Genomic DNA, 24,936 nt, shown 5'->3' on the forward strand with positions numbered 1-24,936 from the left:
CTCAAAAACGCTTTTGTGATTGGCAGAAAAACAAGTCTCATTCTAAAAAGCACTTAACTTTTTTAGAACAAGATTATATAAAACAAACTCTAATAAATATTATGAAAAAGAAGGGGTGTATAGATTGTCCCAATACGAAACACCATTGTTTACCGCTTTAGTTGAGCACAGTAAGCGAAATCCAATTCAATTCCATATTCCTGGTCATAAAAAAGGACAGGGCATGGATCCTACATTTCGCGAATTTATTGGGCATAATGCATTAGCAATTGATTTAATTAATATTGCGCCGCTCGATGATTTACATCATCCAAAAGGTATGATTAAAGAAGCACAAGATTTAGCAGCCGCTGCATTTGGTGCGGATCATACTTTCTTTTCTATTCAAGGTACAAGTGGTGCAATAATGACAATGGTGATGAGCGTTTGCGGTCCTGGTGACAAAATCCTAGTGCCACGAAACGTGCATAAATCAGTAATGTCAGCTATTATTTTCTCAGGTGCAAAACCGATTTTCATGCATCCTGAAATCGATCCAAAACTTGGAATTTCACATGGAATTACAATTCAATCTGTCAAAAAGGCACTTGAAGAACATTCAGATGCGAAAGGCTTACTTGTTATTAATCCAACATACTTCGGCTTTGCTGCGGACTTAGAACAAATTGTACAATTAGCACATTCTTACGATATCCCTGTATTAGTTGATGAGGCTCATGGTGTTCATATTCATTTTCACGATGAATTGCCGATGTCAGCGATGCAAGCCGGTGCAGATATGGCGGCAACAAGTGTTCATAAATTAGGAGGATCTTTAACACAAAGTTCTATTCTTAATGTGAAGGAAGGCCTTGTGAACGTAAAACATGTTCAATCTATTATTAGCATGCTTACGACGACATCAACTTCTTACATCTTGTTGGCATCCCTAGATGTTGCTAGAAAACGTCTTGCTACAGAAGGAACAGCACTCATAGAACAAACAATACAATTAGCGGAACATGTTCGTGAAGCTATTAATGATATTGAGCATCTTTACTGTCCTGGGAAAGAAATGCTAGGTACGGATGCTACTTTTAACTATGATCCTACAAAGATAATTGTATCTGTAAAAGATTTAGGTATTACAGGCCATCAGGCTGAAGTATGGCTTAGAGAGCAATATAACATTGAAGTAGAACTCTCAGATTTATACAACATACTATGTCTTGTCACTTTTGGGGATACAGAAAGTGAGACAAATACACTTATTGCAGCATTACAAGATTTAGCAGCAACATTTAGAAGTAAAGCCGATAAGGGTGTTCAAATTCAAGTAGAAATTCCCGAAATACCAGTGCTAGCACTTTCTCCTCGAGATGCTTTTTATTCGGAAACAGAAGTTATTCCATTTGAAAATGCAGCAGGTCGTATAATAGCTGATTTCGTTATGGTTTATCCGCCAGGGATTCCAATCTTTACTCCGGGGGAAATTATTACACAAGATAACTTAGAGTATATTCGTAAAAACTTAGAAGCGGGTTTACCTGTACAAGGTCCCGAAGATATGACATTACAAACATTACGTGTGATTAAAGAGTACAAGCCTATCAGTTGATAGGCTTTTTTTTCACCCTTTTTCCCTTTTCTCATACGATATTAAGTAATGTAATGTATAGGTGGGGATACTATTATGATTGTAATAGGCCGTTCTATTGTACATCCTTATATCACAAATGAATATGAGCCATTTGCAGCTGAGAAACAACAAATTTTATCTATAATGGCAGGAAATCAAGAAATTTATTCCTTCCGAACATCTGATGAACTCAGCTTTGATCTAAATTTGCGCGTTAATATTATTACTTCTGCATTAGAACTTTTTCAAAGTGGATTTCAGTTTCGCACATTTCAACAATCCTTTTGCAACCCCCAGTATTGGAGAAGAACATCACTTGGAGGATTCGAGCTCCTTCCAAACATACCCCCTTCCATTGCCATACAAGATATTTTCAAAAACGGAAAACTGTATGGAACTGAATGTGCCACCGCTATGATCATTATTTTTTACAAAGCTTTACTATCATTGTATGAGGAAGAAACTTTCAACCGTCTCTTTGCAAACCTTTTACTTTATACGTGGGACTACGATCAAGATTTAAAGCTCATAACAAAAACAGGTGGCGATCTTGTCCCAGGTGATCTCGTTTATTTTAAAAATCCACAAGTGAATCCAGCTACAATCGAGTGGCAAGGAGAAAATACAATCTATTTAGGAAATTTCTTTTTTTACGGACATGGTGTAGGTGTAAAAACAAAAGAAGAAATTATATACTCATTAAATGAACGACGAGTCCCTTACGCTTTTATTTCGGCTTTCTTGACCGATACTATTACCCGCATTGATAGCCGTCTTATGAGCCACTACGCTTCTCCTAGCGCTCCACAGACATCCATAGGATTTATTCCGATTAGAGATGATGCAATCGTTGCAACAGTTGGCCATACAACTACAATTTATTAAAAAAGCGCCTACATATGTAGGCGCTTTTTCTTATTTAAGCTTTTGTATGTTCCTTATGGTCACATTCGCAATGAGATCCACATTTTCCGTATAGTACTGTTGATTTTTCATCTTCAAAATGTCCGATTGTTCCTTCACATACTTGGCATACGATTGTTCCCATTTTTCATTTCCCCCTGAGTTTTAATAATAATCTACTTATTTATAATTAAGCTTTCGCCTTATCTTTATTAGCACAGTCACAATTTGTACCACATTTCCCGTAAAGCACTGTCGTCTTTTCATCTTCAAAATGACCGATTGTTCCTTCACATACTTGGCATACGATTGTTCCCATTTTTCATTTCCCCCTAAGTTTATGGTCCTAAAAACTTTTAGCTGTCCATTTCCTATTAATTATTGGGCTTTTGTATGCTCTGTGTGATCACATCCGCAAGATCCACATTTCCCGTAAAGTACCGTTACTTTCTCATCCTCAAAGTGTGCAATTGTACCTTCACAATCTTGACATACGATTGTTCCCATTTTTCATTTCCCCCTAAGTTTTATAATCCCAAAAACTTTTTGTAACCGCTTAACTTTCTGTCTTCATTTTAATATGTTATACTTTTTACGTCAATAGGTTTTTAGTATAACACATTAATTATTTTAAATTTAAATTAGTATGCGATATTCAAACAAAAAAACAGCCATATTTATACGTACGACTGTTTTACATTATTTATTCCTCATATTCCGCATGCAAAGATGTAGATGGAACTAGAAATGAGAAGAACTGAGCTAACTCCGCTGCTTCACCCTCTGACCCTAATTTGAAAATTTCCTGCAAATATTGAACATTCTCTACATCATCTCGTCCAAGTAAAGTAGACCTCCCTGTTTGCATACAAACAATGAGTGGCTTTCCAAAAAACATATTTGTATAAATAACACCAAAATCATACCGAGTATCGTGTGTCATAAACCCCAAAAATCGTACCTTCACACTTTCATGCTCATCATACAATTTTTCAAACATCGGTTTCCACCTTTCTACATCAACTTTCATTAGTATATTAAACAAAAAAAGGAATACTCCTTTTAATTGTCAAAAAAATTCAGTAGGCTGTAAAATGATAGTATTCTACTAAGTTAGGGGGAACTTATATGCAACATGCCTATATTACGCTTGTACCTAAATCCAATCAACAATCTGTTTCAATAGATGATATAAAACAACTTTTTATTTACTATCAAACAGTTACTTCCAAAACTGGTGTTCAAATTAATTATGCTTATACAAATACCGCTTTTCCTTATGAAATTTTAGACACATCAGCAACAACATTAAAACTACAATCTACTCACGATCGATATGACTCCATTTATGTTGGTGTCGGTATAGAAAAGGAACAATCTTTTATTCAGATTTCTTTACCACCTAATGCAACATTTGGTGATAAAGGAAAAGCTAATGAATTTTGCCGTTTTCTAGCAAAGAAATTAGAAGGAGAATTACAATTATTTAATGGAAGAACAATGTATTTTTATAAACGTTAATTTAAAAACAAAAATAAATGATTAAAAAGATCATACTATTTGTGCAAGTAAGAAGCATTGCTTTTCTCCTTGCACTTAGTATGACATACGCTATTACATACGCTAAGTACAAAAATATAAGAAAAAGAAAAATTTTATAATGAAGTTTATCACGACTTGATAATAATAACACTGCTGAAAATCCACTCCACAAAACTAGATGAAAAAATGAAGCTAGCGTAATTTTCATAGCGTTACCTCCTCATATCCTCTCTTTTATATAATTATGTGCAAATGCTCTTTTTTTTCACACCATACTCTCATATCCCTTAAAATATAGATTATCCCGTCTGTTACATGATATAATTCTTATGCAGTAACTATAGAAAGGAATTAATGATATATGGTATTTAGCAACCTCTTTTTTTTATGTCTGTTTCTACCAGCAATTCTTTTTGTGTACTACTCAGTACGGAAAGAATTACAAAACATAGTTCTACTATTGTTTAGTTTATTATTTTATGCTTGGGGAGAACCAATATATGTCTTCCTAATGCTTTTTTCTATTTTCATCAACTATTGGTTCGGCATATGGCTTAATAAGGACCGACTGTCTAGTGCAAATAGAAAACTTATTCTTACTATAGCAATCGTTGTCAATACCGCTATACTCGGATATTTTAAATACGCTAATTTCTTAGTAGATAATATAAATGGAATTTTTCATACAAACATTGTACTCGAAAAAATCCCCTTACCAATTGGAATTTCATTTTTCACTTTCCATGCAATGAGTTATATTATTGACATTTATAAGAAAAAAGTAGAAGCCCAGCGAAATCTATTTGATCTCGCACTATACTTTACTATTTTCCCGCAATTAGTAGCAGGACCAATTGTTCGATATAATACAATCGCTTTTCAATTACATGTTAGAACAGTTAATGCTGATAAGTTTTCAGAAGGAATTCGTCGTTTTATCATTGGATTAGGAAAAAAAGTTTTAATTGCGAATCAATTGGGAGCTATTGCTGATGAGATATTTGCGATGGATCCAGCAACAATGAGCGTATCTACTGCTTGGATTGGCGCAATCGCTTACACATTACAAATTTATTTCGACTTTTCAGGTTACAGTGATATGGCAATTGGATTAGGAAAAATGTTCGGATTTGATTTCTTAGAAAATTTCAATTACCCATATATTTCAAAATCCATCTCTGAATTTTGGCGTCGTTGGCACATTTCACTTGGTTCTTGGTTCCGTGATTATGTTTATATTCCATTAGGCGGGAATCGCGTATCTACTTGGAAAATCTATCGTAATCTCTTCATTGTATGGGCGTTAACCGGATTTTGGCATGGAGCTAGTTGGACATTTATGATTTGGGGTATTTATTACGGATGTTTAATTGCTTTAGAAAAGGCTGGTTTCGAAAAAATATTACAAAAATTATGGTGGCCAATTCAACACGTATACGTTATGTTTTTAGTGATTATTGGTTGGGTGTTCTTCCGCGCTGATAATTTTAGCTACTGTTCTAAATTTTTACAAGCAATGTTCGGATTAAATGGATCGTTAACTGACATTACAAGTTATTTCTATGTAATGAATTATTGGGGAATCTTTATACTTGCTATTATTACATCAGCTCCAATCTTCTCTTGGATCAAGAATTTATTAGCAAATAAAAAGGTAATCATTTTATCTCCACTTTATTACTTGAGTGTTTTAATCATAACTATGATGTATTTAACAAATGCAACTTACAATCCATTTATCTACTTCCGCTTCTAAAGGAGGGCTAACTATGAAAAATTTCACTAATCGTATATTAATTACAGGATTTCTCACTATTATTTTTGGAATGTGTATATGGACCGGAAAAATAATATATTGGGACAAAAAAAGTTTTTCTGATTTTGAAAACAGAGAATTAGCTTTAAATCCAGTCCTAACTATCGATACTATAAAATCCGGAAAATATTTCAAAGATACTGAATTACACTTTACAGATCACATTGCAGCACGAGACAGATTTATTGAAACATACACAAAGCTACAAATGAAATTCAATCGAACTTTCGTAAATAACAATTATGTTGCAGATGACGGTTTCATTTTATCCGCACCTACAAAGATAGATATGCGTGATCAAATTAAACAATCTGTTAATGAATTAGAAAACTTACAAACTCAATTTCCAAAAACAGAATTTTATTTCTTGTTAGCTCCAAGTAAACTAACGGCATTTTCGTATAAATATCCGCCATATGTAGATCGTGGATACGATCAAAAGCATCGCGATTATTTTGTACAAGAGTTACAGAAAATAAATTTCCCTGTTATTGATGTTCTTCCTGCTTTTCAAAAAGAATTTACTCATGAACAATTAGAAGATCTATACTTTAAAACCGATCACCATTGGAATATGAAAGGTGCATTTTATGCATACGAACAAACAATGAATCACATTACTAATGAATCTAAAATATTTAAAGGTAATGCTGTTAATCGAGATGATTATAAAATAACTACAGAAAAACCGAATGGACAATTTATCGGTAGTTGGAATAAACAACTGTATAATTTAATAAAAACACCTGAAACAGTCCCATATGTACAATTAAAGCAAAACCCAAATATGTGGGATAATTACACTGTGTATCTCGGTCCAAAATCAGAAGAATCGCTGCAAATGCCGATGAAGGAATTCTTTGCAGCTGACAAAAATAAGCTTTCACCAGACTATAGTTCTGTTTACCAAACAGACTATGCACAGATAAATATCTTCAATCCAGATGCAAAAAACAAACTACACGCTGTCATTATTAAAGATTCTTATGCAGATGCAACTTATCCTTTATTTGCACAAGAGTTTGAACAAACAACATTTATTGATCCACGATTTGCGGCAAGTAAAAATGTAAAACAAGACCTTGAAAAACTAAATGCTGATATCGTGTTATTCCTTTATAATGACACTAGTACAAATAAAGAAATGTATCAATTTGAAAATAAAGAATAAAAACAAGAGGTGAATCGAAGAGATTCACCTCTTGTTTTTCTATGCATATAACAAAAAAAACGTCTTCTAAATTTAGAAGACGTTTTTTTTATAATTATTTTACAATGTGAATTGGCATTCCAAGAGCAACTTCAGCTGCTTCCATTGTGATTTCACCTAATGTTGGGTGAGCGTGGATTGTTTGAGCGATATCTTCTGCTGTCATTCCAGCTTCGATAGCTAAACCAATCTCAGAGATAATATCAGAAGCGCCTGCACCTGCAACTTGAGCACCTACAAGAAGACCGTCTTCTTTACGTGTTACAAGTTGTAAGAAACCGTCAGTGCTGTTTAATGATAACGCACGACCGTTTGCAGCGAATGGGAACTTAGATACAGCTACTGTCATTCCTGCTTCTTCTGCTTGTTTCTTAGTGTAACCAACAGATGCTAATTCTGGATCAGTAAAGCATACTGCTGGAATTCCGATGTAATCGATTGCTGATGCATGGCCACTAATTGCTTCAACAGCTACTTTACCTTCGTAAGAAGCTTTGTGAGCTAATGGTGGTCCAGGAACGATATCACCGATTGCATAGATGTTTGGTACGTTTGTACGACATTGCTCATCGATTTCGATGATGCCGCGGTCAGTCATTTTAACTCCAACTTGCTCAAGACCGATTTCTTGAGTGTTTGGACGACGACCTACAGTTACTAATACGTAATCTGCTTCTACAGTTTGGATTTCACCTTTAACTTCAAAGCTAACTTTTACGCCAGTTTCTGTTTCTTCAACGCCTTTAGCCATAGCTTTTGTATGGATATTAACGTTACCTTTCTTTTGAAGAGCACGTTTAACAACAGAACTCATAGCTTTTTCGAAACCAGCTAAGATTTCATCGCCAGCTTCTACTACAGTAACTTCTGTACCGAAGTTAGCATATGCAGTACCTAATTCCATACCGATGTAACCGCCGCCGATTACAACAAGTTTTTTAGGAATTTCAGGTAAGCTTAAAGCACCTGTAGAGTTGATAACACGTTTAGAGTATTTGAATCCAGGAATTTCGATTGGTGTAGAACCAGTTGCAAGAACAGCATTTTTAAACGTGTAAGTTTGAGCTGCATCTTCAGTCATTACGCGTAATGTGTTAGCATCTACGAAGTAAGCTTCACCGCGAATGATTTCAACTTTGTTACCTTTAAGAAGGCCTTCAACACCGCCAGTTAATTTCTTAACTACGCCGTTTTTCCATTCTTGAACTTTTGTAAAGTCAACTTTTACGTTCTCTGCAGTGATACCCATGTCATCAGAATGCATTGCATTCTCATAACGATGACCTGCATTGATTAACGCTTTTGAAGGAATACATCCAACGTTTAAGCATACGCCACCAAGGTTAGCTTTTTCAATAATTGCTACCTTTTGACCTAATTGTGCTGCACGAATTGCCGCAACGTATCCACCAGGACCTGCACCAACAACGACTGTATCTAATTCAATTGGGAAATCTCCTACTACCATTGTTATTACGCCTCCATTACTAATAATTGTGGGTCATTCAATAGACGTTTAATTTGGTTTAATGCTTTTTGAGCAGTTGCGCCGTCAATTAAACGATGGTCAAAGCTTAGAGATAATGCTAATACTGGAGCTGCAACGATTTCACCGTTTTTCACAACTGGCTTCTCAGCGATACGGCCGATACCAAGGATTGCTACTTCTGGGTGGTTGATAACTGGAGTGAACCATTGTCCACCTGCAGAACCAATGTTTGTAATTGTGCAAGAAGCACCTTTCATTTCAGCCGGAGCTAAACGACCTTCACGTGCTTTACCAGCAAGATCATTGATCTCGTTAGAAATAGTGAAGATTGATTTACGATCTGTATCTTTAACAACTGGTACTAATAGACCTTTGTCTGTATCAGCTGCGATACCGATGTTGAAGTAATGTTTATGAACGATTTCTTGAGAAGCATCGTCTAAAGCAGTATTCAACATTGGGAATTCACGTAATGCAGATGTTAAAGCTTTAACAACGTATGGAAGGTAAGTTAATTTAATACCTTTGTCAGCTGCAACAGCTTTGAACTTCTTACGGTGAGCAACAAGCTCAGTTACATCAACTTCATCCATTAATGTTACGTGAGGAGCTGTGTGCTTAGAGTTAACCATTGCTTTTGCAATCGCTTTACGGATACCACTCATTTTCTCACGAGTTTCTGGATATTCACCAGCTGGGATTGGTTGTGCTTTTGGTGCTTCTTCTTTCGCTGCTGCTGGAGTAGCTTCTACTGCTGCTGGAGCCTCAGTTGCTGCTACTGCTTGTCCACCATTTGCAAATGCATCGATGTCAGCTTTAACGATACGGCCGTTCTTACCAGAACCAGCTACTTTATGAATGTCTACGCCGTTTTCACGAGCATATTTACGAACAGATGGCATAGCGATTACGCGCTCATTTACTACTTCTGCAGTTGCTGCTGGAGTAGCTTCCGCTGCTGGAGCTTCTACTGCTGCTTCTTCAGCTTTTGGAGCTGCATCATGATCGTCACCTTTAAATTTAAGGTTTTCGTATCCAGGAGCATCAAATTTAATTAATGTATCTCCTACAATTGCAACTGTTCCTTCTTCTACAAGTACTTCAAGTACTTTACCTTTAACAGGAGAAGGGATTTCTACTACTGCTTTATCATTTTGTACTTCAAGAAGTACATCGTCTTCGTTTACTTCATCGCCTGGTTTAATAAACCATTTTACGATTTCACCTTCGTGGATACCTTCACCGATATCTGGTAGTTTAAATTCAAATGCCACGGAATTCAGCCCCCTGATTCATTTCATTATTATGGAATATGTACAAAAGAAACCAGCATGTGCTGATTTCTTTTGCACATGAAAAGCTAAAAATTAGAAGTTCATTACTTTGTTAACAGCTTCAACAATATCTTTATGGTTTGGTAACCATACGCTCTCAGCTTGAGAGAATGGGAATACTGTATCAGCAGCTGCAACACGTACAACTGGAGCTTCTAAGTTTAAGATTGCACGGTCGTTAATTTCCGCTACAACGTTAGCTGCAATACCAGCTTGTTTTTGCGCTTCTTGAACTACAACTACGCGGCCTGTTTTTTCAACAGAAGCGATGATTGTTTCGATATCTAATGGTTGAACTGTACGTAAGTCAACAACCTCTAAAGAGATACCTTCTTTTTCAAGTTCTTCAGCAGCTTTTAATGCAGCGTGAACCATAGCACCGTAAGCGATAACAGATACATCTGTACCTTCACGTTTGATATCAGCTTTACCTAAATCAATTGTGTATTCGCCTTCTGGTACATCTTGACGGAATGAACGGTACAATTTCATATGCTCTAAGTAGATAACTGGATCGTTGTCACGAATCGCAGAGATTAAAAGACCTTTTGCATCGTATGGAGTAGATGGAATAACAACTTTTAGACCAGGTTGTTGAGCCACTAATCCTTCTAAGCTATCAGCATGTAGTTCAGGAGTATGAACACCGCCACCGAATGGAGAACGAACTGTTACTGGAGCAGTCCAACGTCCACCAGAACGGTAACGCATACGAGCTAATTGACCAGAAATTGAATCCATTACTTCATAAACGAAACCGAAGAATTGGATTTCTGGAACTGGACGGAAACCTTCTAATGCAAGTCCAACTGCAAGTCCACCAATACCAGACTCTGCAAGTGGAGTATCCATTACACGATCTTCACCGAATTCAGCTTGTAAACCTTCAGTAGCACGGAATACACCGCCGTTTACACCAACGTCTTCACCAAACACAAGTACGTTAGGGTCATTTTTCATTTCAACGCGTAAAGCATCAGTGATTGCTTGAATCATTGTCATTTGAGCCATGGCTTACTTCGACTCCTTTTCTTTGTAAATTTCATATTGTTCAGCTAAGTTGTAAGGCATTTTTTCGTACATGATTTCCATTAAATCAGTAACTTTTTGTTTTGGAGCTTGGTCAGCCTTAGCAATTGCTTGTTTGATATCTTCTTTTGCTTCTTCGATTACTTTCTCTTCAACTTCTTGAGACCATAGGCCTTTGTTTTCTAAGAATGCACGGAAGCGTACGATTGGATCTTTTTGTTCCCATTCGTTCTCGATATCTTTTGTACGGTAACGAGTTGGGTCATCACCAGCCATTGTATGTGGACCGTAACGGAATGTTAAAGTCTCGATTAAAGTAGGGCCTTCGCCGTTTACTGCACGCTCACGAGCGAAAGCAGTTGCTGCGTATACAGCTAATGGATCCATACCGTCTACTTGAATTCCGTAAATACCTGCTGCTACTGCTTTTTGTGCTACAGTTTTAGCTGCAGATTGCTTTTCTACTGGAGTAGAGATTGCATAACGGTTGTTTTGTACAACGAAGATTGCTGGAGCTTTGAATGCACCCGCAAAGTTCATACCTTCGTAGAAGTCACCTTGTGAAGCACCACCGTCACCAGTGTAAGTAATTGCAACAGATTTTTTACCACGTAGTTTCATACCTAACGCAACACCAGCAGTTTGGATGATTTGCGCACCGATAATGATTTGTGGAGCAAGCGCATTTACATTCTCAGGCATTTGGTTACCCATGAAATGTCCACGAGAGAATAAGAATGCTTGGTATAATGGTAAACCGTGCCATACTAATTGTGGCACATCACGATATCCTGGTAAGATGAAATCTTCTGCTTCAAGTGCGAAATGACTTGCTAATTGAGAAGCCTCTTGTCCAGCTGTTGGTGCGTAGAAACCTAAACGTCCTTGACGGTTTAAAGAAATAGAACGTTGATCTAGTACGCGAGTATACACCATACGGCGCATTAATTCTTTTAATTGATCATCAGATAATTCAGGCATAGCTGCTTCATTCACAACTTCGCCTTTTTCATTTAAAATTTGTAATGTCTCAAATTGAGCTGCGATAGCTTTCATTTGCTCATCAACATTAAATAGGGTCTTTTTTGTTTTAGTACCCATTCCGTTCACCTCTTCCTCTCTTGAACCATATTCTGAAACGCTTTCACTATCTATTAGCTAGACTGAAAACGCAACAATGTAAACCAACAAATTTATTTGTCGGTTGAGAATAATTTTGTGTACCTAACAATCTGTACTAATGTTTTTTCAGAAACATATTAATACAATCTTGATCACGTTTTTTAGTTTACAACTATTCTAATTACGATGTCAATTACTTTGAATACGTTTTTTTATAAATAATCTGCAGGTTTCTTCTACACAAACGTGTTTTTATTTTTCACATCTGTATTAGTAAGCATTAACCTGCTGTTATATTATTCCCTTTTTAACTTGTTTTTTCTCTTAGAATAATATGTAAACGATTTAATTCTCTTTAGTTTTTCTCTCTTCTTAACAAAAATATACAAACTCTTCTTCCTTTTATAGGTAATTACCCATACATTTCTACTCTTCGCTCCATACATTATAGTAACCGCAGTATTAGCGGGAAATGATAAAGGAGGTCATCTCATGTACGGATACTCATATTGCTATCCAACTTGTTCATATCCTTCCTACGGTTATGGCGGTTCTTGTGGCGGATCTGGACGCGGCTTCGCCTTAATCGTTGTGTTGTTTATTCTTTTAATTATCGTTGGTGCTGCTTGCATTCGCTAATGTAAAATGAAACAACTATGGAAAGAAACAGACGGCTTTGCCGTCTTTTCTTTATATTACATCCACATTCTACAGTAGAACACTTTCCAAAGCGCTTCCCCTACTTGTCGATGACTTTTTTCATCTCCTTTGGTAGACTAAAGAAGAAAGGAGAGATTACATATGCTTACAATGAAAGATGTAATTCGCGAAGGAGATCCTATTTTGCGAAACGTTGCAGAAGAGGTATCACTACCGGCGAGCGAAGAAGATACAACTACACTTAAAGAGATGATTGAATTTGTAATAAATAGCCAAGATCCTGAAATGGCTGAAAAATATAGTTTACGCCCTGGAATCGGATTAGCAGCTCCGCAAATCGGTATTTCAAAGAAAATGATTGCGATTCATGTAACTGATACGGACGGTACGTTATATAGTCATGCATTATTCAACCCAAAAATCATTAGTCATTCTGTTGAACGTACATATTTACAAAGCGGGGAAGGCTGTCTATCAGTAGACCGCGAAGTACCTGGTTATGTCCCTCGTTACACAAGAATTACAGTGAAAGCAACATCTATCAACGGCGAAGAAGTAAAATTACGTTTAAAAGGTTTACCAGCAATTGTATTTCAGCATGAGATCGACCATTTAAATGGTGTTATGTTCTATGACCACATTAATAAAGAAAATCCTTTTGCTGCTCCTGACGATTCAAAACCTCTAGAGCGATAATAAAAAGGCGGGAGTTATCTTCCGCCTTTTTATATGAAATGGGTTCCATATTCACTTATAGCAATCCAGCCCACTTTAAGCCATGATATATGCCGTCTTCACTAACATCCTTTGTCACATGATTTGCAAGTTTTTTCAAGTCTTCATGACCATTCCCCATCACAATACCTGTCCCAACTGCTTCAATCATTTCTAAATCATTTAATCCATCTCCAAATGCATACACTTGTTCACGGTTAAATCCTAATTTTTCAATGAATTTCTCAATTCCTTTTGCCTTCGAACCACCATTCGGAATAATATCCATTGAATATGCATGCCAGCGAATAAAATGAAAGTCTGGGTACTGATTAATAAACTTTTCCTCTTCATTCACTTCACAGAAAAGAAGTGTTTGATAAATATTACGTTTCTCATAGAAATCAGGTTCATATGCCGGATGCTCAAAATTTAAACTTCCAAAACCTTCTTTCACATAATCATGATACTCCACTGATGCTCTCATTTCTTGATGATCAAGATATACAAGTGGATATCCTTCTTGTTGTGCAAACAGAGTAAATTTATGTAAAGCAGCTGGATGTAACGGATTATTAAATATTACCTCATCTTCAAATACAACGTACTGTCCATTAAAGCTAACATAATTGTGTATATTGAGTTCCTCACGAATATCTTCAAACATAAATGGCGCACGTCCTGTAGCAATTGCTACATGCACACCTTTTTCTTGTAAATGTCTTACTGCATCTCGTGTAGATTGCGGAATCTTCTTATCATGATCTAATAATGTTCCATCAATATCAAAAAAGACAATTTTATCATTCATTTGTCAAAATCCTTTCTGTTACTCTATATTCCTATTTTGATTATCGCTTTTCAAATTCTAAAAAAAAGTATAACATATTAAACATCTGTGAAGAAAGCGTTCACTTTCTGACCTTATTTATGAAACCTGCATATATATATTAGTAAAAAATGTGGATACTTGTTCGTATGAATTTTCTTTTCTATTCTTTCTCATACTATACCTATAACTAACGGCTACTAATCGTTACTATAGAATGACTTTCCCTGTATGAGAAAGGACAAGATTCAACATTCACTTTTGTCTTCTTTCTTATATCAGAGACGACGTTTTCACTAGTAATATGCATGTTTAAAATAAGGAAAGGAAGGAGTAATCATGCTGAAGAAGCTGAAGAAAAAGCTCAAGCGTTATTTAAAAGACCTAGTCCGTAAAAAGACAATCGCTTAAATTGTGCCCATTTCGGGCTTTTTCTTCATTCTCATTCGAAAAAACATGAAAATCGTGACTGTTTGCTTTATAATAAGTAACAGATAATGCAAAACATAGACAAGGAGAGGTTTTCCAAATGATTTTTAAAGTATTTTATCAAGACAAAATGACTGAGGTTCCAGTTCGTGAAAATACAAAAGTTTTATATTTAGAGGCTACGTCTGAAAAGGATGTTCGTAAGAAATTAAATAAGTTCGCATATAATATCGAGTTCGTTCAGTCTGTTACTGGCAATCATCTTGAATATGAAAAAGAAAACGCTGATTTAACATTAGCGGAAATCGTATAGTCATATGAAATTTCTAAAGAACGATCAGGCTGCCGTTTTTGCTTTAGGTGGACTTGGTGAAATCGGTAAAAATACATATGCTGTTCAATTTCAAGATGAAATTATTATTATTGATGCTGGAATTAAATTTCCAGAAGACGAACTCCTCGGAATCGATTATGTAATACCAGATTACACTTATTTTGTGCGAAACGAAGATAAAATTAAAGGATTATTCATTACACATGGTCACGAAGATCATATCGGTGGAATTCCTTACTTATTACGTCAAGTAAACATCCCCATTTATGGCGGGAAATTAGCAATTGCACTAATCAAAAACAAATTAGAAGAGCACGGATTACTTCGTAAAGCAAAACTTTATGAAATTCAAGAAGATGATGTTATTAAATTTAAAAAGACATCTGTTTCCTTCTTCCGTACAACTCACAGTATCCCAGATTCATACGGAGTTGTTGTGAAAACACCTCAAGGACAAGTTGTTCATACTGGCGATTTCAAATTTGATTTCACACCAGTCGGTGAACCAGCGGACTTAACGAAAATGGCTGAAATCGGAAAAGACGGTGTACTTTGTCTCTTATCTGACAGTACAAACAGTGAAGTTCCAAACTTTACAATGTCTGAGCGCCGTGTTGGTGATAGTATTCAAGATATTTTCCGCAAAGTAGAAGGTCGTATTATCTTTGCAACCTTTGCATCAAATATCCATCGCTTGCAACAAGTTGTTGAAGCGGCTGTTGAAAACAATCGTAAAGTGGCTGTGTTCGGTCGCAGTATGGAAGCGGCGATTGAAATCGGACAAAACCTCGGTTATATTCGCTGTCCGAAGGATACATTCATAGATACAGCTCAACTAAACCGCCTACCGGCTAACAAAGTTGTTATTTTATGTACAGGTAGTCAAGGTGAGCCAATGGCAGCACTTTCACGTATTGCTAATGGTACTCATCGTCAAATTCAAATCATTCCTGGCGACACAGTTGTTTTCTCTTCTTCACCAATCCCTGGTAATACAATTAGTGTAAGCCGTACAATTAACATGTTGTATCGTGCTGGTGCTGATGTAATCCACGGAAAACTGTCAAACATTCATACGAGTGGACACGGCGGACAAGAAGAACAAAAACTAATGCTTCGTCTAATTAAACCGAAGTATTTCATGCCAATTCATGGTGAATACCGCATGCAACGTATGCATATGAAGTTAGCAAACGATTGTGGTATTCCAGAAGAAAACTGTTTCATCATGGATAATGGCGATGTTCTTGCTCTTCGTTCAGATGAAGCAAGCGTAGCTGGTAAAATACCATCTGGATCTGTCTATATTGATGGAAATGGTATTGGAGATATCGGTAATATCGTATTACGCGATCGTCGTATTCTTTCTGAAGAAGGACTTGTTATTGTAGTTGTAAGCATTGATATGAAAGAGTTTAAAGTTGCAGCAGGACCTGATATTATCTCACGTGGTTTCGTGTATATGCGCGAAAGTAGTGATTTAATTAATGATGCTCAAACATTAATTACAACTCATTTAGAAAAAGTAATGGAGCGTAAAACAACGCAATGGTCTGAAATTAAAAATGAAATTACAGACACATTAGCACCATTCCTATATGAGAAAACGAAACGTCGCCCAATGATTTTACCAATCATTATGGAAATATAAGAAAAAGGACAATACCTTCATGGTATTGTCCTTTTCTCTTATCTTAAAAAGTGTTTAAAACGATCTACTTCATCGTCATGACCAATTACAATTAATATATCTCCTGCTTGAATATTTTCCGTAGCTCGAGGAGATACAATCACTTCTTTACCACGTTTAATCGCTACAATATTCAATCCAAACTTCGCACGAATATCTAATTCGATTAAAGAATGACCATCAATTTTTTTATTTGCAATAATCTCTACAATACTATGCTCATCTGAAAGCTCAAGATAGTCTAATACATTACTTGATGCAATATTATTAGCAATCCTCTTTCCCATATCACGCTCCGGATGCACAATGTGGTCTGCCCCTATTTTACTTAAAACTTTTTCATGGTAATCATTTTGTGCTTTTACAGTAATATTTTTTACACCTAACTCTTTTAGAATTAATGTTGTTAAAATACTTGAATTTAAATTGTCTCCAATAGCAACGACTACATGATCAAAATTACGAATACCGAGACTTTTTAATACCATCTCATCTGTTGAATCTGCAATTACAGCATGTGAAGCTATATTTGCAAACTCATTAATTTTATCCTCATCTGAATCAATCGCCATTACTTCCATACCTAATTGAGCGAGTTCTCGGCAAATACTTCCACCAAAACGTCCAAGCCCAATGACAGCAAATTCTTTCTCTTTTTCACCCACAGGAATTCCTCCAATAACATCGAATACTATGTATTTTTATTGTAACATACTTTAGATTTGCTACAAAAATCTGTATATCATTCTTATTTTTGTTTTTGCATATAAAAATACTGTTGTAAATAAAATGCGATACTGAAAATTAACATACCAAATACAAATATATTTCCAAATGAACTAAATGTTTCAAAAACGAATAATAACGTTTCTTGTCCAAAGAAAGCAAATAATAGTTGTATAAATGCGAATAGCAATGCCAATATATAATGATGTTGATGGAATAAATAATGCGTCGCACCTAAAAAAGCGATAAACGAAATGATGAAAATCCACCAGTTTTCTAAAAACAATTGCCAATTAGTAAATTGATATCCATTTACTAATATCGCGATAATTCCTATAACCGCCATCGTTGGCACACTCCAAAATAATGCTCGCCCTCTAAAGAAGTGAGTTCCTTTAACATCACCTTTTTCATGTGCAATGTATGTTAGTACTACCGTACTTATGTACAAAACAGAAAGAATTGTTAACACGATAATAAGCCAAAAATGTAATTGATAGTACTCATGCTCTATGTTTGTCACGATAGCCGCTAACATACACGGAATTAACATTCCAGTCCAACCATCTACTTTTCTTTCATTCCAAAACACAGTGTTACCAATCCGTATTCCTAACAACATAAAAATAATGATACCTAGTACAAATAATGTCGTTTTATTCCCCACTAAGCTCGTTGAGAAAGCAATTAATCCAATAAATAAAAAGAGCACAAACCCATTCATAATTTCTAATACCGGTGATAAATATCTCTTCACCCATTTATATGTTTCGTCATATTCATGATTGTCTACTAAACGGTAGGCATAAAAACTTATCCCAAAATACACCGCCGCAATAATAACATACGCATATAAGACGAAACACAACATTGCACTGCTAATTTGCACGTAATTCCCCACCCTTTTTTCTATGTTTCACATTGATTTTACACACTTTCTACACGAAATGTAAACATATATAAGCTAGTTAACTAATCATCTTCTCAATAAGCGATAATGAATAATGAGCAGCGGCTCAAAACCACTGCTCATTACTTTATCCATTTGTATGCCGATGTGTAATCCAAAACAAATATGAAAGATGTTTTCGTCTTGAAACTAACAAGTACCCACTTTAAATCTTTGCAAATTTGGCGAGCAAGTTCACTTTCTAGTTCCTTTCCACTTCACATATTGATCTAAAAATGCAATAGCTTTCTCAATAGCCTCTTCATCTGGTTTTAATTTTGCGTGGTGTAAACCATATTCTGAATTGACCCCAAGCCAAAACATAAACCCAGGAATTTCTTGAAGCATATAACCAAAATCCTCTCCAGTCATTGCCTCAGTACATGTAATTACATTCATATCAGTTTGTTCACTTACAAACTGCATAAACTCTCTCGTTAATGCTTCATGGTTATATACTTGATGATACATCGCTCCATAGTCAATGACCGCTTCACATTGAAAAGAAGCCTCTATACCTGCAACAATTGCCTCAATCCTACTTTTAACACGACTCATTGACTCCACTGATAACGTTCGAATCGTTCCTTCTAACCGGGAATTTTCTGCTATGATATTTTGAACTGTACCACCTGTTATTTTTCCGATTGTAATTACTGCACTATCAAGGGGATTCACATTACGACTAATAACGGATTGAAGTTGTGTTACAAGGTGACTTGCTGCAACAATCATATCATTTGCAGTATGCGGATAAGCTGCATGTCCACCTTTCCCTTTTAAATCAACATATAACTCTGATGTATTCGCAAATAATAGCCCTTCTTTTGTTGCAATTGTTCCTACAGCGTATTCAGGTGCAATATGAAGACCAAGAATTATATTCGGCTTCCATTCTTTTAACTCTTCACTCTCTAACATAGGAAGAGCCCCTCCTGGACCTTCTTCAGCTGGTTGGAATAGAAACACAAGGTCATCATCTATTCTTTCTGTTACAGCAGCTGTTAGAAGGCCTAAACCGATTGTTGTATGCAAATCGTGTCCACATGCATGCATCATTCCTTCATGAATAGAAGCAAACTCATACCCAGTTTCTTCGGTAATTGGTAAACCGTCTATATCTGCGCGATAACCGATAATTTTTTCTGGATTTTTTCCATTTACTTTAACAATGACACCCGTTTTCCATACTCTCACTTCCACATGCTCATTCGAAAGCGTTCCTATATAATCTAAAATATACTGTTGTGTTTTCCACTCTTTAAATCCAATTTCCGGTATTTTGTGTAAGTCTCTACGTATTTGAATGAATTTGCTTACTGCCATTTTTGCACCTCTATCTATAAAAAGCGTAAGAGCCCGTTATGCTCTTACGCTTTTTTGTTTTTATTTCTCTGGGTTTAATTGACGAAGCTCTTGTTTAATTTCAGTTTTTGCTTTTGTCTTCTCATCAATCTCTTTAATTACACGTGCTGGAGTACCCGCAACAACTGTATATGGAGGCACATCTTCTGTTACAACAGCTCCTGCTGCTACAACTGCACCCTTACCTACTGTAACTCCCTCTAACACAACTACGTTAGCACCAATTACAACATCATCTTCAACGATAACTGGTTTTGCTGACGGCGGCTCAATAACACCTGCAAGTACTGCACCCGCACCTACGTGACAGTTCTTACCAACAGTTGCACGTCCACCAAGTACCGCATTCATGTCGATCATAGAACCTTCACCAATTACAGCACCGATATTAATTGTAGCATTCATCATAATAACAGCGTTGTCGCCGATTTCAACGTGATCACGAATAATCGCGCCTGGCTCAATACGAGCTTTAATACCTTTTAAATCAAGCATTGGAATCGCAGAATTACGACGGTCATTTTCAACAACGTAATCAACAATGTGCTTGCTATTTTCATCAAGAATTGTCTTAATTTCAGACCATTCTCCAAATAATACACCAGACTTTTTATTTACAAATGCTTGTACCGTTTCAGGGAATGTTACTTCTTTTAAATCCCCTTTTATGTATACCTTTACAGGAGTTTTCTTTTCACTTTTTTGAATAAACGAAATAATTTCGTTAGCGTCCATCATTTTCATTCTTGTTGCCTCCTAAATCCATTTATAATGTTACTCTACCAAACGATAGAGCGAGTAGCAAGATAATAATCCTATTTTTCCATTTGAATTTCTTCTATAATTTCTAAAAATGCCCGTACTTGCTTCAATTGTCTGGCCGATTCACTCGTCAATAACCATGTTTCTCTCGTTAATTGAACAGGTGTTTTATACATATTTTCCTGTACTTCTTTTAAAACAGTAGAAGGTAAAAGAGCATAACCTATACCATTTAAAACGAGTTGTTTGCAAGTCTCAATTTGATCAACCACAATCGTTCTCTTAGGTGGATTAGAAAATAAACCATACCACCAATTTTGTATTTGTCCATAATAAGTCGAATCACTTTTAAATTGAATAAATGGTCTATTTGTTTCTTTTAACATCGAAATATCTTTTATTTCTTTATCCACTAAATACAGTTCATCTTCAAATAATTGTTGCTTCTGACCTTTATATTCTTGTGTGCCTCTCAATATAGCAACATGAACGTCTCCTTCATAAAATTGCTTTTGCACTTCACTACTCCAACCAGTAAACAGCGATATTTTCACAGAAGGGTATTTATGTACAAACTTCTTCAAAACAGGAGGAAGCCAATATTGACCAATAACTGATGCAACAGCTATTTTTAATGTTCCGTGAGTTTCTGTTCTAAAAACAGCTAGCTCACTTTTAATATCCTCTTCCTTTTGTAGCATTTCTTTTGCATAATTTGCGACTTTTTCCCCTTCAGGTGTAATGGTCAATCCTTTTTGTGAGCGAATAAAAAACTTCATTCCCCATTGTTTCTCCATAGATTGTAATCGTTGACTAAGCGCAGGTTGTGAAACAAATAAACGTTCCGCCGCTTTTCTCATATTTGATTCCTGAGCTAACACAACCATCATTTGAAAATCATCAATTTGCAACTTTCTCCCTCTTTCCTTAGCTTCCATACACCTTATCTCAATAAGCTTTTCATCCTTAATTTAACTATGTACCCTTATATTTTTTATCTTTTTAAATATAATACATACGCAACTGATATGCACGAAAAAAAAGTGACTTCTCCACTTCTATGAAGTCACTTTTCTCACATTATCGATTATGTTGCCTTACTTTTTTATTTAGCAATTTTAAAATAGCCCGACGTGTTAAAATCCCCTCAAAATATCCCTCTTCATTGACAGCGCAAATAAAAGGATGATCAATTGTCATTTCTAAAGCTTTTGCAAATGAATCTTCTAATTTAAGAACCGGAATGTCTTCCTTCATCACCTGTTCTACTTTCATTTCGTCAAGTCTTTCAAACTCAATGCGTTCTAGCCCTAACATACCGTCTAAAATCATAGCAGTACTAATTAACCCGTGCAATTTATACATCGGGTCCAAAACAGGTATTGCCGAATATCCAGATTTCACAAGAACGAGTAAAGCATGCTCTAAACCATTCCCTATTTGGACGTGTGCTACTTTTTCTGATGAAATCATTAAATCTTTCACAAAAATTTGTTGAAACTCGTCTTTTGGAATACTAATCATATTACATCCCCCATCTTCCCTTTTTCCTGCTTATAATCACCGACTCTATTCACATTTTATGACAGCGTTTTCATATTATTATTTTGTCCTTACTTTTTTTCAAATAAAAACAAAATTACACAGCTATTTTAGCATACAACACAAAAAAAAGACTACCATTCCGGTAGCGCTTAATACCCTTTATTTTTTAATCTATAAAATAACCTTGTGATTTTTTTATATTGCATCACATCTGTCTTTTTTAAACCATTCTCAATATCTGTAAGTTCTACAGCTAAAATTTCACTCGCATAATTTTGCTGAAATAAAATATCTAGTAACAAATTCTCCTCTTCTTCTGTTAAAATAAATTCCCTTTTCATATACCCCTCTCCTTATACTCGCATCGTTACTCTTATTATATAAAATTTCCAGCCTATTTAATAGATGTAATATTCAGTTTTTAGTGAAAGATATATAAAAATTGTTTTTTATTTCGTATATCGATTTGCATAACTAAACGCCGCATAAGCATCTGGCTTAATTTTTGCAGTTAATCCCATCGCTTGAATTTTCGCTGTCATATCTAGAATAAATTCTTTTGTTAAACCATCATTTCCGATATCCAAGTGAATTTCCATTATAAATCCAGCCCCATCTTGAGCATATGGATGCAATAAATCCCATATTGTTTGTATATGGTTTGGAGTAAATAGGCATGCGATTTCTTGGCTAAACTGCGTTTCTAAATATATTTTCTCACGTAAAGTTGCTGGCTTATCTTTTACTGATTTATGGTGTAAACACCCCCAGGCTCCTTTTCCAACGCGATGAATATGAATTGCCGTAATAAACCTCGTATCCTTTTGATGCGCTTGTGAGTCTGTCCCAATGGATAAACGATATAAATTTCGTGGATCCTTTTCAATGAAACTACAAATACGGCTAAAGACCATGTCAAAATTTAAATGTCTCTCTGAAACATTATAAAATGTATGTTCACCGGCCACATAGTCACGTCCTTTCAATTAGACAGACTTTTCGTATTCTCATTGTATGGGACAAAAATAAAAATTATAACTTCCTATCCTTTATTCGTTTCAATATTTCGAATTACATAATGGCAAACTTGGCATGTATAAATTACATTTTGATTCGATTGAGCCGTTAATACATGAATAATCTCAGCAGAATTGTGACATTTAGGACAAATCACAACCGGTAAACGTTCCATACAACACACCTCCTCGTTATTTTTATCCCACTATTTGCTATCCGTAAACACCCAATTGGTGCGGGCTAATAATCAGAATAGGACGAAGAAACCCCACTGATTACAATTTCACTTTATTACCATTGTAGGAAAAATGAAAAATCCCTATACATATTAAAAAGTAATAGAACTAAAAAAGGTGTTGCCGTATGGCAACACCTTTTTTATATGTATCAAGAAATGATATCGTAAATCTCAATTGCAACCATGTCGATATTATCGAATTGATACACTTGAGGTTTTTCACCTTGTTGATACACTTCTAACTCATACATTTCACTTTTATCGAAAAATTTCACGCTACATTTGCGCTCACCGTTCACTTCAAAATAGCGTTGTGCTACTTCACCGCTTTCAGCTTGTTCTTGTAGACTAACAAGTCGAGTTAAAATTCCTTGGAGTAGAGACATGAAATCTCTCCTTTCTCTGATCTTCCTACCAATAGGTTTTACAGCTATACTCATTCTATCCGTCATAACAGAAAAAATGTTCCACACTCTAGGATAAAGGTTATTGGCCAGAAACTCAACTAAAAATTTGTCGAAATGCGAAGGAAAAAACAGAAAGAACATCTTTTCCCTTCTTTATTGCGATTTTTATAATGGAAGAATATAATAAAAAACAGAAAAAAGGAGGAATTACAATGAAAAAAATTGAGGTTTACACACAACCTGATTGTCCGCCATGTGTCATTGTGAAAGAGTTTTTAAAGCATAATAACGTTGTATATGAAGAATTTGACGTAAAAAAAGACGCTGCTGCCCGCAATCGTCTTCTATATGACTATGATTCTTATTCAACTCCAACAGTTGTAATTGATGGAGAAGTTGTTGCTGGTTTTCAAATTGAAAAATTACAACAGCTACTCAATATAGAATAGGAATAGGTAAAAACCTATTCCTATTTTTATCCCGCTATTTATAGGCAGTAAACGCCCGATTGGTGCGGGCTAATAAGCAGCGGGATATACCCCACTGCTTAAAGTTTCACTTTATAATTGTTGTAATCTTTTTATTTCAGTTAAAAGTTCTTGGCTTTCATGATATCCGGCCAATTTCCATTTCCCTTGATCTCTTTGCAATGTTACAATTTGATATTGTCCACTTTTCGCCCGCTCATATACATATAAAATTTTATGCTCTTCATCATATGACATTTTCGTTTCTGAATGAAAAGAAAACGGCGCTTCTTTTGCTGGAAGTAAATATTCACCACTTTGTTTATCACTTCTACTATTTTCATCTGTAAATACTTGAAGGAAATTCTCTGTAAAATACGGTGATAACGTTTCTATCATCTTATTCATCGGCAATTGCTTCCCACGAATTGAAAATTGGGTTTCATAGCCTTTTTGTATCGTTGTAAACACTTCTTCCCGATCGACTTTCACTTCCTCTTTTCCTAAAACAGTTGTAACACTATAACCAACTAGAAAGGCAACGCATACAAATAGAACTAACCATATTCCATATTTCCTCATTATTTCACCTTCCTTTTAAGAGAACTTGTCTTTGTAGTATTCATTGTAACAATGATTATGCAAAGAAAGGGCTGGTTTCGTTCGTAAAATCTTTACAACGATAGACAGCATTTTCATCACCATTTTCACTATTACCAATTTATGATAAAAACAAACAAA

The 24,936-nt window shown here is 35.5% G+C and carries 31 protein-coding genes; 10 read left to right on the top strand and 21 right to left on the bottom strand.

Annotated features, from left to right (window positions below):
* Nucleotides 1-124: 124 nt before the first annotated feature.
* Both speA and FS742_RS20205 read left to right on the top strand, forming a co-directional pair.
* Nucleotides 125-1,597 carry an arginine decarboxylase gene (gene speA / locus FS742_RS20200; RefSeq protein ID WP_144614654.1) on the top strand — a complete coding sequence of 491 codons (1,473 nt, stop codon included), beginning with the start codon at nucleotides 125-127 and terminating at the stop codon, nucleotides 1,595-1,597.
* Between the two features lie 75 nt (nucleotides 1,598-1,672).
* A complete protein-coding gene (locus tag FS742_RS20205) occupies nucleotides 1,673-2,503 on the top strand; it encodes a protein-glutamine gamma-glutamyltransferase (RefSeq protein WP_144614656.1) in 831 nt (276 codons plus the stop codon).
* Nucleotides 2,504-2,537: 34 nt separating this feature from the next.
* Here FS742_RS20205 and FS742_RS20210 read toward each other — a convergent pair whose 3' ends face one another.
* The 4 genes from FS742_RS20210 to FS742_RS20225 all read right to left on the bottom strand — a co-directional run bounded on the left by FS742_RS20210 (nucleotide 2,538) and on the right by FS742_RS20225 (nucleotide 3,521).
* Entirely contained in the window at nucleotides 2,538-2,666 is a 129-nt protein-coding gene (locus FS742_RS20210) for a GapA-binding peptide SR1P (protein WP_000536796.1), read from the bottom strand.
* A gap of 45 nt (nucleotides 2,667-2,711) precedes the next feature.
* The gene (locus FS742_RS20215; protein ID WP_000536800.1) at nucleotides 2,712-2,840 is read right to left on the bottom strand and encodes a GapA-binding peptide SR1P; all 129 of its coding nucleotides are present in this window, start codon (nucleotides 2,838-2,840) and stop codon (nucleotides 2,712-2,714) included.
* Between the two features lie 59 nt (nucleotides 2,841-2,899).
* Entirely contained in the window at nucleotides 2,900-3,028 is a 129-nt protein-coding gene (locus FS742_RS20220; protein WP_000536778.1) for a GapA-binding peptide SR1P, read from the bottom strand.
* Nucleotides 3,029-3,224: 196 nt separating this feature from the next.
* A complete protein-coding gene (locus FS742_RS20225; protein ID WP_144614716.1) occupies nucleotides 3,225-3,521 on the bottom strand; it encodes a DUF3055 domain-containing protein in 297 nt (98 codons plus the stop codon).
* Between the two features lie 128 nt (nucleotides 3,522-3,649).
* Between FS742_RS20225 and FS742_RS20230 the strand changes: the two genes are divergently transcribed.
* The gene (locus tag FS742_RS20230) at nucleotides 3,650-4,042 is read left to right on the top strand and encodes a DUF1885 family protein (protein ID WP_144614658.1); all 393 of its coding nucleotides are present in this window, start codon (nucleotides 3,650-3,652) and stop codon (nucleotides 4,040-4,042) included.
* A 1-nt stretch (nucleotide 4,043) separates the two neighbouring features.
* Here FS742_RS20230 and FS742_RS20235 read toward each other — a convergent pair whose 3' ends face one another.
* A complete protein-coding gene (locus FS742_RS20235; RefSeq protein WP_000705129.1) occupies nucleotides 4,044-4,271 on the bottom strand; it encodes a hypothetical protein in 228 nt (75 codons plus the stop codon).
* A 153-nt stretch (nucleotides 4,272-4,424) separates the two neighbouring features.
* Between FS742_RS20235 and FS742_RS20240 the strand changes: the two genes are divergently transcribed.
* A complete protein-coding gene (locus tag FS742_RS20240; RefSeq protein ID WP_144614660.1) occupies nucleotides 4,425-5,819 on the top strand; it encodes an MBOAT family O-acyltransferase in 1,395 nt (464 codons plus the stop codon).
* A gap of 13 nt (nucleotides 5,820-5,832) precedes the next feature.
* Entirely contained in the window at nucleotides 5,833-7,050 is a 1,218-nt protein-coding gene (locus FS742_RS20245; protein ID WP_144614662.1) for a DHHW family protein, read from the top strand.
* A 94-nt stretch (nucleotides 7,051-7,144) separates the two neighbouring features.
* Here FS742_RS20245 and lpdA read toward each other — a convergent pair whose 3' ends face one another.
* The 4 genes from lpdA to pdhA all read right to left on the bottom strand — a co-directional run bounded on the left by lpdA (nucleotide 7,145) and on the right by pdhA (nucleotide 12,042).
* A complete protein-coding gene (lpdA, locus tag FS742_RS20250) occupies nucleotides 7,145-8,557 on the bottom strand; it encodes a dihydrolipoyl dehydrogenase (protein WP_061678278.1) in 1,413 nt (470 codons plus the stop codon).
* 5 nt (nucleotides 8,558-8,562) lie between these two features.
* On the bottom strand, nucleotides 8,563-9,852 hold the full coding sequence (gene pdhC / locus FS742_RS20255) for a pyruvate dehydrogenase complex dihydrolipoyllysine-residue acetyltransferase (RefSeq protein ID WP_087958536.1): 1,290 nt from the start codon (nucleotides 9,850-9,852) through the stop codon (nucleotides 8,563-8,565).
* Between the two features lie 93 nt (nucleotides 9,853-9,945).
* Nucleotides 9,946-10,923, bottom strand: a complete 978-nt coding sequence (pdhB, locus tag FS742_RS20260) for a pyruvate dehydrogenase complex E1 component subunit beta (RefSeq protein ID WP_000068166.1) — start codon at nucleotides 10,921-10,923, stop codon at nucleotides 9,946-9,948.
* A gap of 3 nt (nucleotides 10,924-10,926) precedes the next feature.
* Entirely contained in the window at nucleotides 10,927-12,042 is a 1,116-nt protein-coding gene (gene pdhA, locus FS742_RS20265; RefSeq protein ID WP_000536893.1) for a pyruvate dehydrogenase E1 component subunit alpha, read from the bottom strand.
* Between the two features lie 513 nt (nucleotides 12,043-12,555).
* Here pdhA and FS742_RS20270 point away from each other — a divergent pair.
* Both FS742_RS20270 and def read left to right on the top strand, forming a co-directional pair.
* Nucleotides 12,556-12,702: a YjcZ family sporulation protein gene (locus tag FS742_RS20270; RefSeq protein WP_000274562.1), complete on the top strand. Its 147-nt coding sequence runs from the start codon at nucleotides 12,556-12,558 to the stop codon at nucleotides 12,700-12,702.
* Between the two features lie 162 nt (nucleotides 12,703-12,864).
* On the top strand, nucleotides 12,865-13,419 hold the full coding sequence (gene def / locus FS742_RS20275; protein ID WP_144614664.1) for a peptide deformylase: 555 nt from the start codon (nucleotides 12,865-12,867) through the stop codon (nucleotides 13,417-13,419).
* 55 nt (nucleotides 13,420-13,474) lie between these two features.
* Here the strand turns inward: def and FS742_RS20280 are convergent, their stop codons facing one another.
* A complete protein-coding gene (locus FS742_RS20280) occupies nucleotides 13,475-14,248 on the bottom strand; it encodes a Cof-type HAD-IIB family hydrolase (protein ID WP_144614666.1) in 774 nt (257 codons plus the stop codon).
* A gap of 547 nt (nucleotides 14,249-14,795) precedes the next feature.
* Between FS742_RS20280 and FS742_RS20290 the strand changes: the two genes are divergently transcribed.
* Complete coding sequence (locus tag FS742_RS20290) at nucleotides 14,796-15,008, top strand: DNA-dependent RNA polymerase subunit epsilon (protein WP_048530714.1); 213 nt, start codon at nucleotides 14,796-14,798, stop codon at nucleotides 15,006-15,008.
* A gap of 4 nt (nucleotides 15,009-15,012) precedes the next feature.
* Nucleotides 15,013-16,680 carry a ribonuclease J1 gene (rnjA, locus tag FS742_RS20295; protein ID WP_000670370.1) on the top strand — a complete coding sequence of 556 codons (1,668 nt, stop codon included), beginning with the start codon at nucleotides 15,013-15,015 and terminating at the stop codon, nucleotides 16,678-16,680.
* Between the two features lie 38 nt (nucleotides 16,681-16,718).
* Here rnjA and FS742_RS20300 read toward each other — a convergent pair whose 3' ends face one another.
* The 10 genes from FS742_RS20300 to FS742_RS20340 form a co-directional block, all read right to left on the bottom strand.
* On the bottom strand, nucleotides 16,719-17,384 hold the full coding sequence (locus FS742_RS20300) for a potassium channel family protein (RefSeq protein WP_000504032.1): 666 nt from the start codon (nucleotides 17,382-17,384) through the stop codon (nucleotides 16,719-16,721).
* A gap of 83 nt (nucleotides 17,385-17,467) precedes the next feature.
* Nucleotides 17,468-18,334 carry a hypothetical protein gene (locus FS742_RS20305; RefSeq protein ID WP_060632084.1) on the bottom strand — a complete coding sequence of 289 codons (867 nt, stop codon included), beginning with the start codon at nucleotides 18,332-18,334 and terminating at the stop codon, nucleotides 17,468-17,470.
* 255 nt (nucleotides 18,335-18,589) lie between these two features.
* Entirely contained in the window at nucleotides 18,590-19,720 is a 1,131-nt protein-coding gene (locus tag FS742_RS20310) for an N-acetyldiaminopimelate deacetylase (protein ID WP_144614667.1), read from the bottom strand.
* A gap of 60 nt (nucleotides 19,721-19,780) precedes the next feature.
* Entirely contained in the window at nucleotides 19,781-20,503 is a 723-nt protein-coding gene (dapD, locus tag FS742_RS20315; protein ID WP_016086511.1) for a 2,3,4,5-tetrahydropyridine-2,6-dicarboxylate N-acetyltransferase, read from the bottom strand.
* Between the two features lie 71 nt (nucleotides 20,504-20,574).
* Nucleotides 20,575-21,459, bottom strand: coding sequence for a LysR family transcriptional regulator (locus FS742_RS20320; RefSeq protein ID WP_061678286.1), 885 nt, complete (start codon nucleotides 21,457-21,459; stop codon nucleotides 20,575-20,577).
* Nucleotides 21,460-21,601: 142 nt separating this feature from the next.
* Nucleotides 21,602-22,045 carry a cyclic-di-AMP-binding protein CbpB gene (gene cbpB / locus FS742_RS20325; protein ID WP_048530727.1) on the bottom strand — a complete coding sequence of 148 codons (444 nt, stop codon included), beginning with the start codon at nucleotides 22,043-22,045 and terminating at the stop codon, nucleotides 21,602-21,604.
* A 170-nt stretch (nucleotides 22,046-22,215) separates the two neighbouring features.
* Nucleotides 22,216-22,407, bottom strand: a complete 192-nt coding sequence (gene abbA / locus FS742_RS20330; RefSeq protein ID WP_144614669.1) for an antirepressor AbbA — start codon at nucleotides 22,405-22,407, stop codon at nucleotides 22,216-22,218.
* Between the two features lie 108 nt (nucleotides 22,408-22,515).
* Nucleotides 22,516-23,034, bottom strand: a complete 519-nt coding sequence (locus FS742_RS20335) for a ribonuclease H-like YkuK family protein (RefSeq protein ID WP_000896654.1) — start codon at nucleotides 23,032-23,034, stop codon at nucleotides 22,516-22,518.
* Nucleotides 23,035-23,108: 74 nt separating this feature from the next.
* Nucleotides 23,109-23,258: a hypothetical protein gene (locus FS742_RS27685; protein ID WP_000440533.1), complete on the bottom strand. Its 150-nt coding sequence runs from the start codon at nucleotides 23,256-23,258 to the stop codon at nucleotides 23,109-23,111.
* Between the two features lie 212 nt (nucleotides 23,259-23,470).
* Nucleotides 23,471-23,707 (bottom strand): YkuJ family protein, encoded by a 237-nt coding sequence (locus FS742_RS20340; RefSeq protein WP_000055151.1) that lies wholly within the window; start codon nucleotides 23,705-23,707, stop codon nucleotides 23,471-23,473.
* Between the two features lie 233 nt (nucleotides 23,708-23,940).
* On the opposite strand from FS742_RS20340, the gene FS742_RS20345 reads away from it, so the two are divergent.
* The gene (locus tag FS742_RS20345) at nucleotides 23,941-24,177 is read left to right on the top strand and encodes a glutaredoxin family protein (RefSeq protein WP_000717880.1); all 237 of its coding nucleotides are present in this window, start codon (nucleotides 23,941-23,943) and stop codon (nucleotides 24,175-24,177) included.
* A 111-nt stretch (nucleotides 24,178-24,288) separates the two neighbouring features.
* Here FS742_RS20345 and FS742_RS20350 read toward each other — a convergent pair whose 3' ends face one another.
* Complete coding sequence (locus FS742_RS20350) at nucleotides 24,289-24,777, bottom strand: DUF3993 domain-containing protein (RefSeq protein WP_144614671.1); 489 nt, start codon at nucleotides 24,775-24,777, stop codon at nucleotides 24,289-24,291.
* Nucleotides 24,778-24,936: the final 159 nt, after the last annotated feature.

It is taken from the genome of Bacillus cereus (genome assembly GCF_007678085.1).
Lineage (GTDB): Bacteria > Bacillota > Bacilli > Bacillales > Bacillaceae_G > Bacillus_A > Bacillus_A cereus_BE.

Bases quoted from the DNA above. Each gene is read 5' to 3' on its own strand.
- FS742_RS20205 (WP_144614656.1), top strand. From the start codon at position 1,673: ATGATTGTAATAGGCCGTTCTATTGTACATCCTTATATCACAAATGAA.
- FS742_RS20210 (WP_000536796.1), bottom strand. From the start codon at position 2,666: ATGGGAACAATCGTATGCCAAGTATGTGAAGGAACAATCGGACATTTT.
- FS742_RS20215 (WP_000536800.1), bottom strand. From the start codon at position 2,840: ATGGGAACAATCGTATGCCAAGTATGTGAAGGAACAATCGGTCATTTT.
- FS742_RS20220 (WP_000536778.1), bottom strand. From the start codon at position 3,028: ATGGGAACAATCGTATGTCAAGATTGTGAAGGTACAATTGCACACTTT.
- FS742_RS20225 (WP_144614716.1), bottom strand. From the start codon at position 3,521: ATGTTTGAAAAATTGTATGATGAGCATGAAAGTGTGAAGGTACGATTT.
- FS742_RS20230 (WP_144614658.1), top strand. From the start codon at position 3,650: ATGCAACATGCCTATATTACGCTTGTACCTAAATCCAATCAACAATCT.
- FS742_RS20235 (WP_000705129.1), bottom strand. From the start codon at position 4,271: ATGAAAATTACGCTAGCTTCATTTTTTCATCTAGTTTTGTGGAGTGGA.
- FS742_RS20240 (WP_144614660.1), top strand. From the start codon at position 4,425: ATGGTATTTAGCAACCTCTTTTTTTTATGTCTGTTTCTACCAGCAATT.
- FS742_RS20245 (WP_144614662.1), top strand. From the start codon at position 5,833: ATGAAAAATTTCACTAATCGTATATTAATTACAGGATTTCTCACTATT.
- lpdA (WP_061678278.1), bottom strand. From the start codon at position 8,557: ATGGTAGTAGGAGATTTCCCAATTGAATTAGATACAGTCGTTGTTGGT.
- pdhB (WP_000068166.1), bottom strand. From the start codon at position 10,923: ATGGCTCAAATGACAATGATTCAAGCAATCACTGATGCTTTACGCGTT.
- pdhA (WP_000536893.1), bottom strand. From the start codon at position 12,042: ATGGGTACTAAAACAAAAAAGACCCTATTTAATGTTGATGAGCAAATG.
- FS742_RS20270 (WP_000274562.1), top strand. From the start codon at position 12,556: ATGTACGGATACTCATATTGCTATCCAACTTGTTCATATCCTTCCTAC.
- def (WP_144614664.1), top strand. From the start codon at position 12,865: ATGCTTACAATGAAAGATGTAATTCGCGAAGGAGATCCTATTTTGCGA.
- FS742_RS20280 (WP_144614666.1), bottom strand. From the start codon at position 14,248: ATGAATGATAAAATTGTCTTTTTTGATATTGATGGAACATTATTAGAT.
- FS742_RS20290 (WP_048530714.1), top strand. From the start codon at position 14,796: ATGATTTTTAAAGTATTTTATCAAGACAAAATGACTGAGGTTCCAGTT.
- rnjA (WP_000670370.1), top strand. From the start codon at position 15,013: ATGAAATTTCTAAAGAACGATCAGGCTGCCGTTTTTGCTTTAGGTGGA.
- FS742_RS20310 (WP_144614667.1), bottom strand. From the start codon at position 19,720: ATGGCAGTAAGCAAATTCATTCAAATACGTAGAGACTTACACAAAATA.
- dapD (WP_016086511.1), bottom strand. From the start codon at position 20,503: ATGAAAATGATGGACGCTAACGAAATTATTTCGTTTATTCAAAAAAGT.
- FS742_RS20320 (WP_061678286.1), bottom strand. From the start codon at position 21,459: ATGGAAGCTAAGGAAAGAGGGAGAAAGTTGCAAATTGATGATTTTCAA.
- cbpB (WP_048530727.1), bottom strand. From the start codon at position 22,045: ATGATTAGTATTCCAAAAGACGAGTTTCAACAAATTTTTGTGAAAGAT.
- abbA (WP_144614669.1), bottom strand. From the start codon at position 22,407: ATGAAAAGGGAATTTATTTTAACAGAAGAAGAGGAGAATTTGTTACTA.
- FS742_RS27685 (WP_000440533.1), bottom strand. From the start codon at position 23,258: ATGGAACGTTTACCGGTTGTGATTTGTCCTAAATGTCACAATTCTGCT.
- FS742_RS20340 (WP_000055151.1), bottom strand. From the start codon at position 23,707: ATGTCTCTACTCCAAGGAATTTTAACTCGACTTGTTAGTCTACAAGAA.
- FS742_RS20345 (WP_000717880.1), top strand. From the start codon at position 23,941: ATGAAAAAAATTGAGGTTTACACACAACCTGATTGTCCGCCATGTGTC.
- FS742_RS20350 (WP_144614671.1), bottom strand. From the start codon at position 24,777: ATGAGGAAATATGGAATATGGTTAGTTCTATTTGTATGCGTTGCCTTT.